At 59.8% G+C, this 15033-nt stretch carries 17 protein-coding genes and 1 tRNA gene; 9 read left to right on the top strand and 9 right to left on the bottom strand.

Annotated elements, in window-relative coordinates:
- Positions 1-21: 21 nt before the first annotated feature.
- From RLDS_RS48370 to RLDS_RS48360, 3 genes are read right to left on the bottom strand one after another with little or no spacing between them, the layout of a single operon-like run.
- Entirely contained in the window at positions 22-426 is a 405-nt protein-coding gene (locus RLDS_RS48370) for a hypothetical protein (protein WP_021227621.1), read from the bottom strand.
- A 54-nt stretch (positions 427-480) separates the two neighbouring features.
- Positions 481-1203: a hydroxyacylglutathione hydrolase gene (gloB, locus tag RLDS_RS48365; protein WP_021227620.1), complete on the bottom strand. Its 723-nt coding sequence runs from the start codon at positions 1201-1203 to the stop codon at positions 481-483.
- Positions 1204-1206: 3 nt separating this feature from the next.
- Positions 1207-1641 carry a VOC family protein gene (locus RLDS_RS48360; RefSeq protein ID WP_021227619.1) on the bottom strand — a complete coding sequence of 145 codons (435 nt, stop codon included), beginning with the start codon at positions 1639-1641 and terminating at the stop codon, positions 1207-1209.
- Positions 1642-1742: 101 nt separating this feature from the next.
- Between RLDS_RS48360 and RLDS_RS48355 the strand changes: the two genes are divergently transcribed.
- Entirely contained in the window at positions 1743-2444 is a 702-nt protein-coding gene (locus RLDS_RS48355) for an SIMPL domain-containing protein (RefSeq protein WP_021227618.1), read from the top strand.
- A 6-nt stretch (positions 2445-2450) separates the two neighbouring features.
- On the opposite strand, the gene RLDS_RS48350 is transcribed toward RLDS_RS48355, so the two are convergent.
- The 3 genes from RLDS_RS48350 to RLDS_RS48340 all read right to left on the bottom strand — a co-directional run bounded on the left by RLDS_RS48350 (position 2451) and on the right by RLDS_RS48340 (position 4377).
- Positions 2451-2660 (bottom strand): hypothetical protein, encoded by a 210-nt coding sequence (locus RLDS_RS48350; RefSeq protein WP_021227617.1) that lies wholly within the window; start codon positions 2658-2660, stop codon positions 2451-2453.
- A gap of 98 nt (positions 2661-2758) precedes the next feature.
- Entirely contained in the window at positions 2759-3622 is an 864-nt protein-coding gene (locus tag RLDS_RS48345) for a tetratricopeptide repeat protein (RefSeq protein WP_031298784.1), read from the bottom strand.
- Positions 3623-3624: 2 nt separating this feature from the next.
- Positions 3625-4377, bottom strand: a complete 753-nt coding sequence (locus RLDS_RS48340; protein ID WP_021227615.1) for an alpha/beta fold hydrolase — start codon at positions 4375-4377, stop codon at positions 3625-3627.
- A gap of 130 nt (positions 4378-4507) precedes the next feature.
- Here RLDS_RS48340 and RLDS_RS48335 point away from each other — a divergent pair.
- The 3 genes from RLDS_RS48335 to RLDS_RS48325 all read left to right on the top strand — a co-directional run bounded on the left by RLDS_RS48335 (position 4508) and on the right by RLDS_RS48325 (position 7334).
- Positions 4508-4594 (top strand) — tRNA-Leu (locus RLDS_RS48335).
- Positions 4585-6156 carry a DUF6538 domain-containing protein gene (locus RLDS_RS48330; RefSeq protein WP_330217109.1) on the top strand — a complete coding sequence of 524 codons (1572 nt, stop codon included), beginning with the start codon at positions 4585-4587 and terminating at the stop codon, positions 6154-6156. Before RLDS_RS48335 ends, RLDS_RS48330 begins: the two co-directional genes overlap by 10 nt.
- Positions 6157-6416: 260 nt before the next feature.
- On the top strand, positions 6417-7334 hold the full coding sequence (locus tag RLDS_RS48325; protein ID WP_236616904.1) for a virulence RhuM family protein: 918 nt from the start codon (positions 6417-6419) through the stop codon (positions 7332-7334).
- A gap of 409 nt (positions 7335-7743) precedes the next feature.
- Here the strand turns inward: RLDS_RS48325 and RLDS_RS48320 are convergent, their stop codons facing one another.
- Positions 7744-8337, bottom strand: a complete 594-nt coding sequence (locus tag RLDS_RS48320) for a recombinase family protein (protein WP_021227612.1) — start codon at positions 8335-8337, stop codon at positions 7744-7746.
- An 83-nt stretch (positions 8338-8420) separates the two neighbouring features.
- Between RLDS_RS48320 and RLDS_RS48315 the strand changes: the two genes are divergently transcribed.
- The 3 genes from RLDS_RS48315 (at position 8421) to RLDS_RS48305 (ending at position 10618) form a co-directional block, all read left to right on the top strand.
- The gene (locus RLDS_RS48315; protein WP_021227611.1) at positions 8421-8675 is read left to right on the top strand and encodes a hypothetical protein; all 255 of its coding nucleotides are present in this window, start codon (positions 8421-8423) and stop codon (positions 8673-8675) included.
- A gap of 105 nt (positions 8676-8780) precedes the next feature.
- Complete coding sequence (locus RLDS_RS48310) at positions 8781-9233, top strand: hypothetical protein (protein ID WP_021227610.1); 453 nt, start codon at positions 8781-8783, stop codon at positions 9231-9233.
- Between the two features lie 830 nt (positions 9234-10063).
- Positions 10064-10618 carry a hypothetical protein gene (locus RLDS_RS48305; RefSeq protein WP_021227609.1) on the top strand — a complete coding sequence of 185 codons (555 nt, stop codon included), beginning with the start codon at positions 10064-10066 and terminating at the stop codon, positions 10616-10618.
- 23 nt (positions 10619-10641) lie between these two features.
- Here the strand turns inward: RLDS_RS48305 and RLDS_RS48300 are convergent, their stop codons facing one another.
- Together RLDS_RS48300 and RLDS_RS48295 are read right to left on the bottom strand one after the other, a co-directional pair.
- Entirely contained in the window at positions 10642-11163 is a 522-nt protein-coding gene (locus RLDS_RS48300; protein ID WP_021227608.1) for a hypothetical protein, read from the bottom strand.
- Positions 11163-12089, bottom strand: a complete 927-nt coding sequence (locus tag RLDS_RS48295; protein ID WP_152528109.1) for a hypothetical protein — start codon at positions 12087-12089, stop codon at positions 11163-11165. Before RLDS_RS48295 ends, RLDS_RS48300 begins: the two co-directional genes overlap by 1 nt.
- A 565-nt stretch (positions 12090-12654) precedes the next feature.
- Here RLDS_RS48295 and istA point away from each other — a divergent pair.
- Both istA and istB read left to right on the top strand, forming a co-directional pair.
- The gene (gene istA / locus RLDS_RS48290) at positions 12655-14178 is read left to right on the top strand and encodes an IS21 family transposase (protein WP_009823850.1); all 1524 of its coding nucleotides are present in this window, start codon (positions 12655-12657) and stop codon (positions 14176-14178) included.
- Positions 14168-14974, top strand: coding sequence for an IS21-like element helper ATPase IstB (istB, locus tag RLDS_RS48285; RefSeq protein ID WP_009821099.1), 807 nt, complete (start codon positions 14168-14170; stop codon positions 14972-14974). Before istA ends, istB begins: the two co-directional genes overlap by 11 nt.
- The last annotated feature ends 59 nt before the right edge of the window (positions 14975-15033 follow it).

Genomic DNA, 15033 nt, shown 5'->3' with positions numbered 1-15033 from the left:
GGCGGGACGCGCACCGTCGCGTTATTTTTTCGGCGTGCGATAGGGGATGAAGTCGCCAAGCGCGCAGGCGCCGGATGCGATGCCCGACATCGGGCTGACGGTCGTCGTGATATCGCCCCGGCACATTTGCGATCCGAAACTGCGGACGACCATGATATCTCCGCGGGTCAGGCCGTTGCAGCTGCCGATCAGTTCATTCTTATAGGTCAGCTTGCTGCTGACGCGATACAGCAGCACATTATTGCTGATGACGCGCAAATTGGTCTGCGGCACGCGGCTGATGCAAGTCTGCGGTTCGCCCGCCACCTTCCCGGCCAGGGCCTCGTCCAGTTCCGCCAGCTGCTTGGGCGTCAGCGGCTTTGGCTCGTACGTGCCGGCGCACCCCGCCAGCAGCAACGGCATCATCATGAACGTCCAGTTGCGCATCTCCGTCTCTCCTTCTTGGCCATATTCAATGACGGAACCGGGGTTTGTGATCCGTCAGACCGCGTCCTTGGCGGCGCGACGCTCCGCCAGCTGTTCCGCATCGCGCGCGCGCATGAAGATGTTGGTCTGGCGCTCAGCGCCAATGCTGGTCGGCACCGTTGCCTCGCCGCGCACGCGGGCCGCTTCCACCTGCTCCATTCGCTGCTGCAATGCGGCATTGTCAGGTTCGACGCCGAGCGCAAAGCGCCCGTTCGACAGCGTATATTCATGGGCGCAATAGATTTGCGTGTCGTCGGGCATGGCCGCCAGCCGCTGCATATTGGCGAACATCTGCGCCGCCGTTCCTTCAAACAGCCGCCCGCATCCCATCGCGAATAACGTGTCCCCGACAAAGGCGATCCGGTCGTCGGCCAGATGGTAGACGATATGACCGGCCGTATGCGCGGGCATAGCCATCACCTGCGCGACATGATCGCCGATGCGAACGCTGTCGCCCTCCCTCACCAGCCGGTCGAGCGTGTCGATCCGTTCCGCTTCGGCCGCGGGACCGGTCACGATGCATCCCGTCGCCGCCTTGATCGCGGCATTGCCGCCAGTGTGGTCGCCATGCCAGTGCGTGTTCCAAATCTGCCTGATCCGCCAGCCGCGTGCCTGCGCCGCCTCCAGCACGGGGTCGGCAAGGGCGGGGTCGATAACCACCGTATCGCCGCTCACGGCGTCGTGCATCAGCCAGATATAGTTATCGGACAGCGCCGGGATGCGAACGACCTCCAGCACGGCTTACCACACCCCCGTATTGGGCATGGATGCCCACGGTTCGGCCGGCGGCAGATGGCCGTCCTGCAGCAGTTCCACAGATATGTTGTCAGGCGATCGCACGAAGGCCATATGCCCGTCGCGCGGCGGCCGATTGATCGTGACGCCCGCGTCCATCAGCCGCTGACAGGTTTCGTAGATATTCTCGACCCGATAGGCCAGATGACCAAAATTGCGACCGCCGTCATAGACTTCGGCCGGGCTGCCGTCTTCCGCCGGCCAGTTGTAGGTCAGTTCTACTTGAGCGTCTTCATCGCCCGGCGCGGCGAGGAACACCAGCGTGAAACGGCCCTGTTCATTGTCGAAGCGACGCACTTCGCGCAGGCCGATCAATTCGAAGAAGGCCTTGGTCTTTTCGACGTCCGCTACGCGAATCATGCTATGCAGATATTTGGGCAATTCAGCCTCCGTTCGTCGCTATAAAGCAACGGTTCATCTTCAGGGTGACAGTTTCCATTTCAAGATAAGAACGCGGCCGGTTGAACGAAAGGGGCAGCATCATGGACATGCGGGACAAGGTGTTTCTGGGTAGCGCGGCGCTGCTCGCTTTTGGCGCGATCGCCGGGGGCTATCTGCTGGGCGACGGGTTGCGGCGCGCCAAGGCGGCCGACCGGTCTGTCACGGTCCGGGGCCTTGCGGAAAAGGACGTCACCGCCGACCTCGCCACTTGGTCCATCAGCTATTCCGCGACCGGCTTTGACCTGCCCACCGTCCGCAACGAGATTGACGCCAACACGCGCGAGTTGCGCGCCTATTTCACGCAGTTGGGCTTCAAGCCGAATGACCTGACGCCCGTTGGCGCGGGCGTCAATCAATGGCTGAACAATGGCGTCAACACGATCACCATCACGCAGCGGATGCTGTTGCGCACGACCGACATCGTGCGTGCGCAAAAAGCCGTTGCGCAACAATTCGACCTGGTACGTCGCGGCGTGACGCTGCAGGAAGGATCGGGCATGCGCTACAGCTTCACCAAACTCAACGATATCAAGCCGCAGATGGTGGCGGCGGCGACGAAGGACGCACGCGCTGCGGCCGAGCAATTTGCCAAGGATTCAGGCGCCGGGGTGGGCGGCATCAAAAGCGCCACACAAGGCTATTTTTCGATCGACGCCCGCGATGGCGAAAGTAGCGAGGGCGGCAGCGACACGCCCTACAAGAAGGTCCGTGTCGTCACCACCGTCGACTTTTACCTGCGCTAAAGAGCCTTATTTGCGGTCGTCACCGATGATCGCGCCGGCCGTGCCGCCGATCACTGCGCCCTCGGTCGTGCCGAGCCCGGTCGCCTTCCCGACGACCGCGCCGCCCGCGCCGCCGATCAGCCCGCCAGCGGTCGCGCCGCGCGAGCAGGCGCCGGTTGCGAGCGCGCCCGTGACCAACAGGCCGATCGCCATGCCACGCTTGATATTGCTGTTCATGTCGCTGTCTCCTCTGTCCTGCCCGCCGCCCATCGCGAACGGCCCGTGAGCGGCAGCGGTTCCGTGACAAAGTCTTGCTGGGGCCCGCCGCCTGCCTGCTAGGGCGCGGACGCGGCCGGCGGGGCCAAGCGGGACAGATTGTCCGCCGCCGCTTTCCCGGCGGCAGCGTCCGGCGCAATCTTGACTGCCCGCTGCCATGCCGCCCTGGCAATATCCTCATGGTCGGTCAGAATGGCGATATTGCCCTCCTCCAGCGCCACGGACGCATCATCGGGCGACAATTGCACCGCACGCGCGATATGCGCCTGCGCCAGTCGCATTTCCCCCTGCCGCCGCGCCAAGGTGGCCGACAGGAGCCAGGCCAGCGGGTCCTGCGGCGCCTGCGCCAGCGCGAAATCGATCGATTCCCGCGCCGCATCGGCGTCACCCAGCGCCACCAGGGCGCGCGCCCGGTCCAGATGCACTTCGCCTTTTTCCAGCCCGTCGGGCATGCCTCGCGCCAGCGCGGCGTCGAAATCCTGCCGCGCCTTTGCGGCATCCCCGCTCGCCAGGGCGGCATTGCCCGCCTGCGCCCACAGCCGCGCACTTTGCGCCACCTCGCCTTCGCGCTCCGCCTCTTCGGCCGCCTGTTCAAAGGCGACGATCGCCGGCGCCCAGCGCTCTGCGCGCGTATAGGCAAAGCCCATGCAGTCGCGCGCATAGAAGCTGCCGCCGTCGATCCGCCATTTCTGCGCAAAGGCGACTCCGGCTTCCGGCGACTCCAATGCTGCGTCCAGACAGGCCTGAAATGGCGCGGCATATTTTTCCGGCACCGGTATCTTGCCATCGCTGCGCGCGTCCGATGCGCTGGACGCCGCCGCGGTGGCCGCGCGTTCCTGCTGCTTTTCCTGGCGGCTGCGGTTCATCACCGCCTCGATCTCGGGATCATAGGCCTGGAGCAGCAGAGGCAGAAAGAAGGGCATCATCATATGTCCAGAAGGCTGGCGACAGTGCGGATCAACACAGCGATATCGCTGTCGCGCGAGAGGCGATGGTCGCCGTCCTTAATCAGCAACGTCTGCACATCGGATGAACGCAGCCGCCCGGCGGTTTGCAGCGCAATATCCCATGGCACATCGGGATCGCATTGCCCGTGCAACAGCCGCACCGGGCAATCGATGGCGATGTCATCCTCCAGCAGCAGCAGCGCCTGCCCCGACTGCCAGAAAGCCAGCGTCGTCACATAGGGCTGATCGCCATAAGGCGTAGGCTCCTCGATGCGTCCTTCCGTATGCAGCAACGCCTTGTCCGCATCGGTAAAGCCCCATATCGTGAAATCGGGCGCCGCGGCGATGCCGACGATGCCGGCCACCCGGTCTGGCCGCGCCAAGGCGACCAACAGCGCCAGCCAGCCGCCCATCGACGACCCCACCAGCACCACCGGGCCTTCGACCAGCCGGTCGATCAGCAACAGCACGTCGTCGCGCCAGCTCGCCAGCGTGCCATCGACAAAGCGCCCTTCGCTCGCGCCATTGCCGGCATAATCGAGACGCAGCATAGCCCGCCCCTGCCCTCTGGCCCAATCATGCAGCGCAACCGCCTTGCCGCCTTCCATGTCGGACATATAGCCCGGCAGGAAGACGATGGTCGGCCCCACGCCCCGGCTGTGCCGATAGGCGAGCCGCAGCCCATCGGGCCGGGCAAAATAGGCCGGCGGCGCGGTATCAGCATGGGTCATGGGCAATGGCATCCTCTTCAACACGAGTCACGGAGGCCTTACCCGTCCTTTTGCATGAACCGCAAAAAATAATGCCGCCTTCGCGTTGACAGCCCCCAAGCCACCAGCTAGAGGCGCGCTCCTACCCCGTGCCCAGATGGCGGAATTGGTAGACGCACCAGCTTCAGGTGCTGGCGATCGCAAGGTCGTGGAGGTTCGAGTCCTCTTCTGGGCACCATTTGTTCTCAACATGTTGAGAATGCTGGGGGACCATCGGAAGATGGTCCCCCAACGCGTATCTGCTACACAAAGCTGCTACACAATCATGGCCCCGGACCAGCCTCAATCCCGCAGAATACCGGGAAAAATGGCCGCCGTTGCTGCTACACAAAGCTGTTACACAATCGACCATCCGGGCTGATTATCCGGCAGGGTAGATATTATCTGCGACGCAGAGTTCCTCGCGACCTTCGGGAGCCGATGGGGCGAGCAGAAATATGGCGATCGCTCGACACTGACAGCCTTCAGATCGCACGGCGACGATTGCCAGCAGCGGCCGCCCGACTGGAATTGATGTTCGAAGATGCCCGGTCGAAAGGCGGCAAGGATATCGACCTGACGCTCCTCAAACCGCTCGACGCCGATCTTCCCGATATCAGTCCGCGCGCCATCATTGCCCCCAAGGACGAAGAGGCTCCCCCTCCCGGCGTGACGATTGGAGAGGCATATGAGCGATATCTCTCCGATCCGACCCATCAATGGTCGGCGCGAACGCGAGAGACCTACGACACCGTCCGCAAACTCGCGGTTTCCGTGATCGGGGCGGGAACCGAGATGCGAAGCCTGTCTCGCAGTCACATGCGCCATCTGATGGAGGTTCTGCGCTACCTGCCCCGGAACGCGACGAAGCTCTTCCCCGACCTCTCGCCCGAACAGGCGTCAACCCGGCTGAAGGAAACCGGGAAGGGCGTGCCCATCAGTGTGGCGAACGCCAATGTCTATCTCAGCAGCCTGTCGAGCTTTCTCAACTGGGCGGTCGATGAAGAATTGGCCGACAGAAACCCGGTGAGAGGACTCCGTTTCGCCGACAGCACAGCCAAGAAGGATAAGCGCAATCCATTCTCACCAGAACAGTTGCGTCTTATCTTCCGCGCCCCTCTCTACACGGGGTGCAAGGATGGTGACCGGGGCTACGCGACGCCCGGTCACGAGCGCCCCCAGAATGCGCGCTACTGGGTCCCGTTGATCGCCCTGCACAGCGGGATGCGACTGAACGAGATATGCCAGTTGGACACGGCGGATGTGCGGATGATCGATGGCGTGTCCTGCATGGTGGTCACGACAGAGTCGCTGGTGGGCAGCACGGACAAGCAGCTAAAAACGGGAGCGAGTGAACGGCTGATCCCCATCCATCAGCGCCTTCTTGATCTCGGCCTGATGACATATGTCGCACAGAAACGGCGCGCAGGGGAGGCGAAGCTCTTTGCTGACATCGATCCCGGCACCAAGGGCGTCAGGGCGGTCGCATTCAGCAAATGGTTCACTCAGTTCCTTACCAGCATTGGCGCGCGACGCGAGAAGACGTGCTTTCACTCGCTGCGGCACTGTTTCCGCGATGAACTGAGGCATGCCCGAATCGACCACGACCTTGCGATGGCTCTTGGGGGATGGACAACCGGCCCCTCCGCGCATGGAAAGGTTTCGGAAAATTACGGGCGGGGGCATCGGATCGAGGTGCTGGCAGAAGCTGTGAACAAGCTCACCTTCGCCGATGTTGATCTCTCTCATCTCGGGCGGTGATCGGGAACATCAGGCCGTGATCCCGCCACTCGATGACATCGCAGGTGATCAGCAGTTCCTGTGTTGTTCTCTTTGCTCTACAGAGTAGGGCATCATGAGGAAGTCGATGAATCAGCTATCTGGGTATCGCACGAGAAGGCTCAACCATGTCCGGTGAGATGATTCTCTATAACACCGAGGATGGCACAACCGTCGTCCAACTGAAGGCGCGGGACGGGTCGGTCTGGCTCAGTCAGGCCCAGATCGCGGAACTGTTTGAGGTGACGCCGCAAGCCGTAACCCAGCATGTCAAAGCCATCTATGAAGATGGCGAACTGATCGAAACGGCAACTTGTAAGGAATTCTTACAAGTTCGAACCGAAGGAAATCGGGAGGTATCGCGCCAGATCGCGCATTATAGTCTGCCCATGATTCTCGCGATCGGATTCCGCGTTCGATCGGTGCGTGGCATGCAATTTAGGCGTTGGGCCGCGACCAGTCTGTCGGAATATCTGGTGAAGGGCTTCGTCATGGACGATGCCCGTCTGAAGGAGCCGGGCACCGACTATTTCGAAGAACTGCTGGCCCGCATTCGCGACATCCGATCGTCGGAGCGGATGTTCTACCAGAAGGTCTTGGACATCTACGGCACCAGCGTGGACTATGATCGGAATGCGGAAACGACCCAGCTTTTCTTCCAGACGGTGCAAAACAAGATGCACTGGGCGGCGCATGGCCACACCGCTGCCGAGGTGATTTCCGCCCGCGTCAGTGCCACCAAGGATCATGTCGGGCTCACCTCATGGGCGAACCAGTCCAAGGGCGGCCCGCCGCGCAAGACGGACGTGACCATCGCGAAGAACTATCTTTCCGAGGATGAAATACAGGCTCTCAACCGGATCGTGACGGCTTATCTGGAATTCGCCGAACTACAGGCGATGAACCGCAAGCCAATGACCATGCACGACTGGATCGCGAAGCTGGATAATTTCTTGGCGCTCAGCGACCGCGACATCCTGAGTCACGCAGGTAAGGTCAAAGCGGATGCCGCGAAGGCCAAAGCCCAGATTGAATATGACAAATGGCACGCGGAACAACTGAACAAGCCGAGCATGGTGGAGCGGCATTTCGTCGAAGCTACTACAAAGGCGAAGAAAATCGGCGCTTCTCGCCCCTCGCCGAAGCATAAAGGAACCTGACGCAACGGCGGCCATTTTTCCCGGTATTCTGCGGGATTGAGGCTGGTCCGGGGCCATGATTGTGTAGCAGCTTTGTGTAGCAGATACGCGTTGGGGGACCATCTTCCGATGGTCCCCCAGCATTCTCAACATGTTGAGAACAAATGGTGCCCAGAAGAGGAAAGCGCTGGTGGTCGAGATTCGGGTCCTCGATCGGGGTCAGATTTTCCCCTGTTGGATCATGCACATCGGTCTCTGCTGATGTGAGTCCCAGAAGAGGAACCGCATCACACCGCTCATGATCGAGAGCATCTGGTGCGGACGGAGGGGTATCGTCGGAGCGTGATGTCATGCTCGATCTCCATGGTGACGATGTTGATGAAGTGAGGGTGGACCGGCAGCGTCGATTGCCGATCGTAGGCCACGATGGTCAGGCGGCGATCGGTTGGGCCATTTGGGTCTTGATCCGGTGGACGGTGGCCACGCCGACCTTGAGCTTCTTCGCGGTGGCATTGATGCTGGTCCCGCGCGAGAGTTCCCGCCTGATCTTGTCGGCCTTGGCTGGGTCGAGTGATGGGCGGCCGCCCTTCTTCGTCGATCGGGCCAGACCAGCCATGATACGCTGCCTGAGTATGGACCTCTCGAACTCCGCGAACACGGACAGCATCGAGAACATCGCGCGCCCAGCAGGTGTCGAGGTATCGAGACCTTGGGTGTGGAGATAGAGGTCCACACCCCGATCGTTGATCTCGCCGAGGAAGCCTACCAGATGCTGGAGCGATCGGCCCAGCCTGTCGACGGACCAGCACGCGATGAGGTCGATTTCGCGGCGAGTGACCATCTGCATCAGACGGTCATAGCCGGGACGCTGATCCCGACCCTTCGCCCCTGAGATGCCTTCATCGGCCAGTTCGGCGATGATGGTCCAGCCTAATCGGTCGGCGACAGCCATGAGTTCGCGACGTTGGTTTTCGACCGTCTGGGTGTCGGTAGAGACCCGAAGATAGAGAGCGACGCGTTTCATGACCGCTGATTCTCACATTCGGAGAATGGACTCAAGCACTTCAAATACTTCGATATTTTCAAGTCCTGATGGTATGGCGGGCTATGGACTTATACCATCTCCGCGTCGGCGATCTTGTGATCCGCGAGACCGATACCGAGCGCGGAATGAAGCGGCATATCGGTGAGGTGATCTCAGTCCGAGCACGGGTTCGATATTTCCATCCCGAGCAGGACTGGCGCGAATGGTGGGACGTCCACTATGGCACTCAATATCCTTATGGGCCGTGGAGGGAGGATCGGCACTGCCGGTTGATCCGGGCTGAGGTCGACCAGTTGGACCGCCTCGGTCTGCGATGATGGGGATCAGCCGGATGGCTGGTCTGGATCGGTGTCACGGCCAAGCAGTTGTTCTCGCCATCGTTGCCGTAGAGGTTCTCGTTCGGCGATGAGGGCTTCCCGACGTTGGCGCTCTTCTTCCTGCCGCTGAGCCTCCTCAGCTTGTTGGGCGGCACGATACGCAGGAGATCGTTTCCACGCTTCTTCTGCTGCCTGACGTTCAGCAGCTTTCTTCTGGCGAATCTCTCGACCCGCCCTCCATGCAGCAATCTCGGCTGCTTTCTTCTCTTTCGCCGCCTGCTTTGCGGCCTGCTTCTTCATCTGCTTTGCCCGAGCCGCTGCCTTCCCCCGTGCGCGAGCTTCTTCACGCCGACGTTCGAAGGCTTCAAGGCGGGCCTTTTCCTTTGGCGTCAATTTACTGATGTCGACGATGACCGGATCGGGCGTGATGAAATCACGGACTTGCTGGACGCGGGCTGGTCCAGTTCGCGATGGCCTGCCTTACCCCAGTCGATCTTCGCCATGCTGTCCCCCTTCAGAGGTGAGAGCCTCTCCTACGGTCGCTCCGAAATCAACTGATTTACGAAGGGCAAAACAGCGATCATTGAAGTGGCGGGAATGGCCGACTTCGGAGGGGCTCGGACAGCCGGGTTTATGGAATGGCAGATCGGGGCTGAGAAGTTATCGATCATCCACACTACATCAGTGCTCGGGCAGCCCCCTGTCGTAGGCATAGTCGCTGCGATGGGCCGACATGTTTTGGGATCAGGTCGATAGACCGAAGTGTCATATGACCACGGGGCGGGCCGCCGCCGGGGCCGCTGCGCTTTGCGGGGACATTAGTGCCCCGTGCCTATATATTATAAGGTAGAGGCACTATTTTGCTCGGATCGCGATCAGCGAGGCGGTGACACTTCGGACCGCGCTGCCGCGTTAACCGACCGTGATCATGATCGGCGAGGACGCCAGTGCGGCCGAGAAAAATCTGATACACAGATGCATCTGATCTTGATGTCGCGATCACCATGGTTGGAGACGTTGATGTCCTGACCAGCATGGCACGGTGATCGATCGTCACAGCCATAGAGCACCGAAATACAAGGCTCCCCGCAATCAACATTGCAGACATCGTGCTTCCGCCATCATCGGTAGCGCTACGATCCGGCACGAAAGGCCCGTGCTGTTAAAGTAGCGGTTAAAGTTGCGCTATAAAATGAGAGGAAATGGCGGCAATCTGCGGAATTGAGGGTGTCAGGAGGACGGAGGCAGGAGAATATTGCGGCGGGAAGGTCGAGGTCAGTAGCCTTGGGGCATCGGCAATATCCGCCGACGGAGTGTAAATGATCGTGAACAATTACATTCAATCGTAAAACAAGCAGGAAGCATACAAAGGCAAGCACATCGATCCCATGTTCGACGATGATTGTGACGAAGAGGAGATGGAACACATCGGTCTGGACGAGGCGAGGTCGATAATGTTTTGTGGATGCAATTCCTACGATCGTCTGCCAACACTTATTGATATTTCGTCGCAGATGAATCCGGAAGAATGGTTTTCAGTTTTGGGTGAGTTTTGGGAAGTCTGCGACAACACCTCCTATTACCTCCCTGACCTCTGTTCGCAGACGCCATTCCTGCAATTGGTGCGGAACCCATTGGCATGGCGAGACCACATGATGACGACCAACGAGCGTGTCGCCTTGGCGGATTTGCCAGAATGCGTGACGATCTATCGTGGATGCTACATCCACAACATGGACGGCCTGTCTTGGTCGCTTGATCAGCAAATTGCTGCGGGATTTCCCGGCATGACCCATAATCGCTCGAAAGGGCCGCCGCTGCTGATCAAGGCTACGATCACGCGCGACCAGATTCTGGCGTTCAAAGACGGTCGGCGAGAGGCCAAAATCATTGCTTGGCTGCCAACTATCGAGGCCGTCGACCGTTTGAAGAAGCGCAGATGACGCGGGGGGGGGGCGGAGTAGGGCTACGGCCCTGCACCGCCTATGGGCGATGCCTCTGTTGGCATGGCGTCCAAAGCAATCACCGATGTCGCGGTCGCGCTTGCCTCCGTGGGTTCCGTTGTTAGGCGCGCCCACGTCGCTCCTTCCACCCGATGGAATTCGAGCGTCGTGGCTGGACGCAGTTGCTCATCGATCCACCTGCGCAACGGGTCGAACAGATGATCAATCCAAAGCGCCTCGATAGAGAGAAAAAGGCGACGATCATTTGGCTCACAAAAGGAGCAAAACCATTTCGCTCGATCATTTACCGGCACTACATCTTCGTCGAACAGAAAATCCCAGCATTCGTCGCCGAGCACGGCGGAAACGCTGATGCCAACGGGGTGGGCATATCCACGAATCGCGCCGCCGCCGATCAGGAAATTGATCTCCACGGCATCCCGGCCGACGCAGGGCTCGACTGCCATGATGTCGTGAAGACCAGCGGCGGCAAACCATGAAGCGAATGCCTCGGTGAACAGCCGCTGCTGCTGAGCGTGCGCCATCAAAACCCCCAATCGCCGTGGAATCTCCCCAGACGGCGGAGCGCCTCAACGGCTTTATCGCTTCGATCGGGCCTCCGATCCGGGACACCTTGGCGGGCGGCAAAGGCATAGGCCGCACGGGAAATGCCAGCATCCACATCGAAATTTCGGAAAGTGTAAACGCCATCGACGATCCACATGCCATCGGTCTTGTCGAAACTGATCAAGACCTCTCGTCCTTCGCAGCGAAACTCCCCGAAGGCGTGCGTGCCAACCATGACCGACGAGAAATAGCCGCGCGAGCAATTACGATATTTCCGCGCGATTGCTGCCAATTCGATGCCGGTCCTGATCGGTCGATATCCTTCAGCAGCGGGAATCGGCCCCGGCGGAAATGACATCCTCATCGACCAGTGCTTGATCGCATCATTGATGCCGTCGGACTGATGCAATGCATCGATCAGTGCCGCACGATCGACACCGCGCCGGGACAGCAGATCGACCGACAAGGCGACATCGGTTGCGTGCTTGCGATCCTTGATCTTGGTTAGGATTCGGGAATCACAAAGATCAGCCGGGACACCCGTGATAATGGTGAGGCGCTCGGGATCGAGCTTCGCAGACTGCCAGATCGCCTTGATGAGGTGGCGATCGCCGTGGGACATCAGATCAAACAACTGGCGGTAATAGGCTGGCTCGTGCGGCTGCGAGCCGCTGCGTCGCAACGCTGCCCGGAGACCGGGAGGCACCCTACCGAAAGCCCGATGAAGGATGGACCGATGATCGACGCGCATCAAAAACTCGGCCGTGTCGCCCGCGTCATCTCTATCCAGCTTGTTCGCCGACAAGAATGCAGCAATGACCTGTCGCCGCTCATCGCTTGCACGAAGATAATGGCCAGCAAATCCCGGCTTTGCCTCATCGAGCAGCGCGATGCGATCCAGCATCCATCCCGAAACCGGTGCGATGGACTTCATAACAATATCTCCTTTTCATCGGATCATATTGTCATGTGATCATTCTCCGTCCGTTCGGGGCTTTGCACTAAATACTTCATGCAAAAGGATAATTCACGAAGTTTCTTCAACGGCCTTCTAGAGCGCATGGCCCCGATCATCATCGAACGCCGCCTCGCTCTGGGTGACACTATAGATCAGGTCGAGGATTTTCTGACCCTGTTTTGTTGGAGCGACCCTCATTGTTGCCAAGCTCGATCGCCTCAAGCTACCACCGTCAAGCGCGTGCTCGACCATCTCGATAGAGAATGATGTGATGAAAATCGGCGGGCCAGCTAACTTTTCGCCGAGTCACTGCCACCCAACTTGGCCCCTCCCAATACTAGCGCTACTACGGTGAATGCGGCGAGGGCAGAGCCACCAATCTGCTGCCAAGAAATATTGTGTTGATTTCCACTGAGAAGTGACCCGGGTAGGGCGTAAATTTCCACTGAGAATTGACCCATGTTGAACTCGTCCCTGGCTTTGACAAGCGAGGGTATATGGAGTGTTGGACATGGCGTTATTGAGCGTTATCCGGCGCTGGCATTTTCGCGATCATCTACCGATCCGGGAGATAGCGCGGCGCACCGGACTATCACGCAACACGATCCGCAAATATTTGCGGTCCGAGACGATCGATCCGCGGTTCAAGGTGCCTGATCGACCAAGCAAACTGGACCCATTTGCTGAGCATCTGGCGGCCTGGCTGCGGCGCGATATGGGCCGATCGCGCAAGCAGAAGCGCACGATCAAGCAGTTTCACGCCGATTTGGTGAGCCTGGGTTATGAAGGATCCTACAACCGGGTTGCCGCTTTTGCTCGGGACTGGCGCGAAGATTATCGGCGCCAGCAACAGATTGGCGGGCGTGGGACATTCGTGCCCCTGTCGTTCGCGCCGGGGGAAGCTTTCCAGTTTGATTGGAGTGAGGACTGGGCAATCATCGCCGGGGTTCGGACCAAGCTGCAGGTCGCGCATTTCAAGCTCAGTTACAGCCGGGCATTCATCGTGCGCGCCTACCTGCTGCAAACCCATGAGATGCTGTTCGACGCCCATAATCACGCCTTCCGCGTGCTGGGCGGCGTGCCGCGCCGGGGTATCTATGACAATATGCGCACGGCCGTCGACAAGGTCGGGCGTGGCAAGGAACGCACCGTCAACGCACGCTTCCTGACGATGGTCAGCCACTATCTGTTCGAAGCTGAGTTCTGTAACCCGGCTGCGGGATGGGAAAAGGGGCAGGTCGAGAAGAATGTCCAGGATGCGCGGCACCGTCTGTGGCAACCCACGCCGCAGGTCGAAAGCCTTGATGCGCTGAACCTGTGGCTGGAGGAGCGCTGCAAGGCGTTATGGGAGGACATCCCTCACGGGATCGAACCCGGATCGGTTGCCAATGCCTGGGCCGATGAATCTGAGTGTCTGATGGTTGCGGGCAGGCCCTTCGATGGTTTTGTGGAATATCGCAAACGGGTATCGCCGACGTGCCTCATCCACTTTGAGCGCAATCGCTACAGCGTACCGGCCTCTTTCGCCAATCGCACTGTCAGCCTGCGCGTCTATCCTGATCGCTTCCAGGTCGTCGCCGAGGGGCAGCCAATCTGCGCACATCAGCGCATCATCAACCGCTCTCACGACGGTCCAGGTCATACGGTTTATGACTGGCGCCATTATCTGGCGGTCGTGCAGCGCAAGCCCGGCGCCCTGCGCAACGGTGCGCCCTTCCTTGAGCTACCCGATGCGTTCCAGCGTCTGCAGCGACATCTGTTGCGCAATCCCGGCGGCGACAGGGAAATGGTCGAAATACTGGCGCTGGTTCTTCATCATGATGAGCAACTGGTGCTGACGGCGGTCACCATGGCGCTGGAGGCTGGCGTTCCGACCAAGACCCATATCCTCAATCTGCTCTATAGGCTGGTCGACGGAAAACCGATCTCCACGCCGCCGGTGACGGCGCCCCAGGCGCTCAAGCTGGTCAGCGAACCGATGGCCAATGTCGAACGCTATGATGATCTGCGCAAGGAGAAGCGTCATGCGTCATGACCCTGCCAGCGGCGCCATCGTCGTCATGCTCCGCAGCCTCAAGATGCATGGCATGGCGCAGGCCGTCACCGATCTCATGGAACAGGGATCTCCAGCGTTCGAAGCCGCCATCCCGATCCTCTCCCAGTTACTCAAAGCCGAGACAGCAGAACGGGAGGTTCGGTCTGTGGCCTATCAGCTCAAGATCGCGCGCTTCCCTGTCTATCGCGATCTGGCCGGCTTCGACTTTACCAGTAGCGAGGTCAATGAAGCTCTGGTGCGTCAGTTGCATCGCTGCGACTTCATCGACATCGCCGACAATATCGTGCTGGTCGGCGGTCCTGGCACCGGCAAGAGCCATGTGGCAACGGCGCTGGGCATCCAGGCCATCGAACATCATCGAAAGCGCGTCCGCTTCTTCTCGACGGTCGAACTGGTCAATGCGCTCGAGCAGGAAAAAGCACAGGGCAAGGCCGGTCAGATCGCCAATCGCCTCCTGCACTCCGATCTCGTTATCCTGGATGAGCTTGGATATCTGCCGTTCAGTGCTTCAGGTGGCGCGCTGCTCTTCCACCTGCTGAGCAAACTCTACGAGCGCACCAGCGTCATCATCACCACAAACCTGAGCTTCAGCGAATGGGCCACCGTGTTCGGCGACGCCAAAATGACCACGGCGCTCCTCGATCGGCTTACCCATCACTGCCACATCCTGGAGACCGGCAACGATAGCTTCCGCTTCAAAAACAGCTCTGCCAAGCAGGCCAGAACCCAAAAGAGAAAACCACGGGTTGACCCACCCGTGACACCCGAAACATAATCCGCAGACGGGTCACTTCTCGATGGAAAACCCGGGTCACTTCTCAGTGGAAATCAACA

The sequence above is a fragment of the Sphingobium lactosutens DS20 genome, from assembly GCF_000445105.1.
In the GTDB taxonomy this organism is placed as follows: Bacteria; Pseudomonadota; Alphaproteobacteria; order Sphingomonadales; family Sphingomonadaceae; genus Sphingobium; species Sphingobium lactosutens.
The sequence above is the reverse complement of the archived record's forward strand: the minus strand, read 5'-3'. Positions and strand labels throughout refer to the sequence as shown.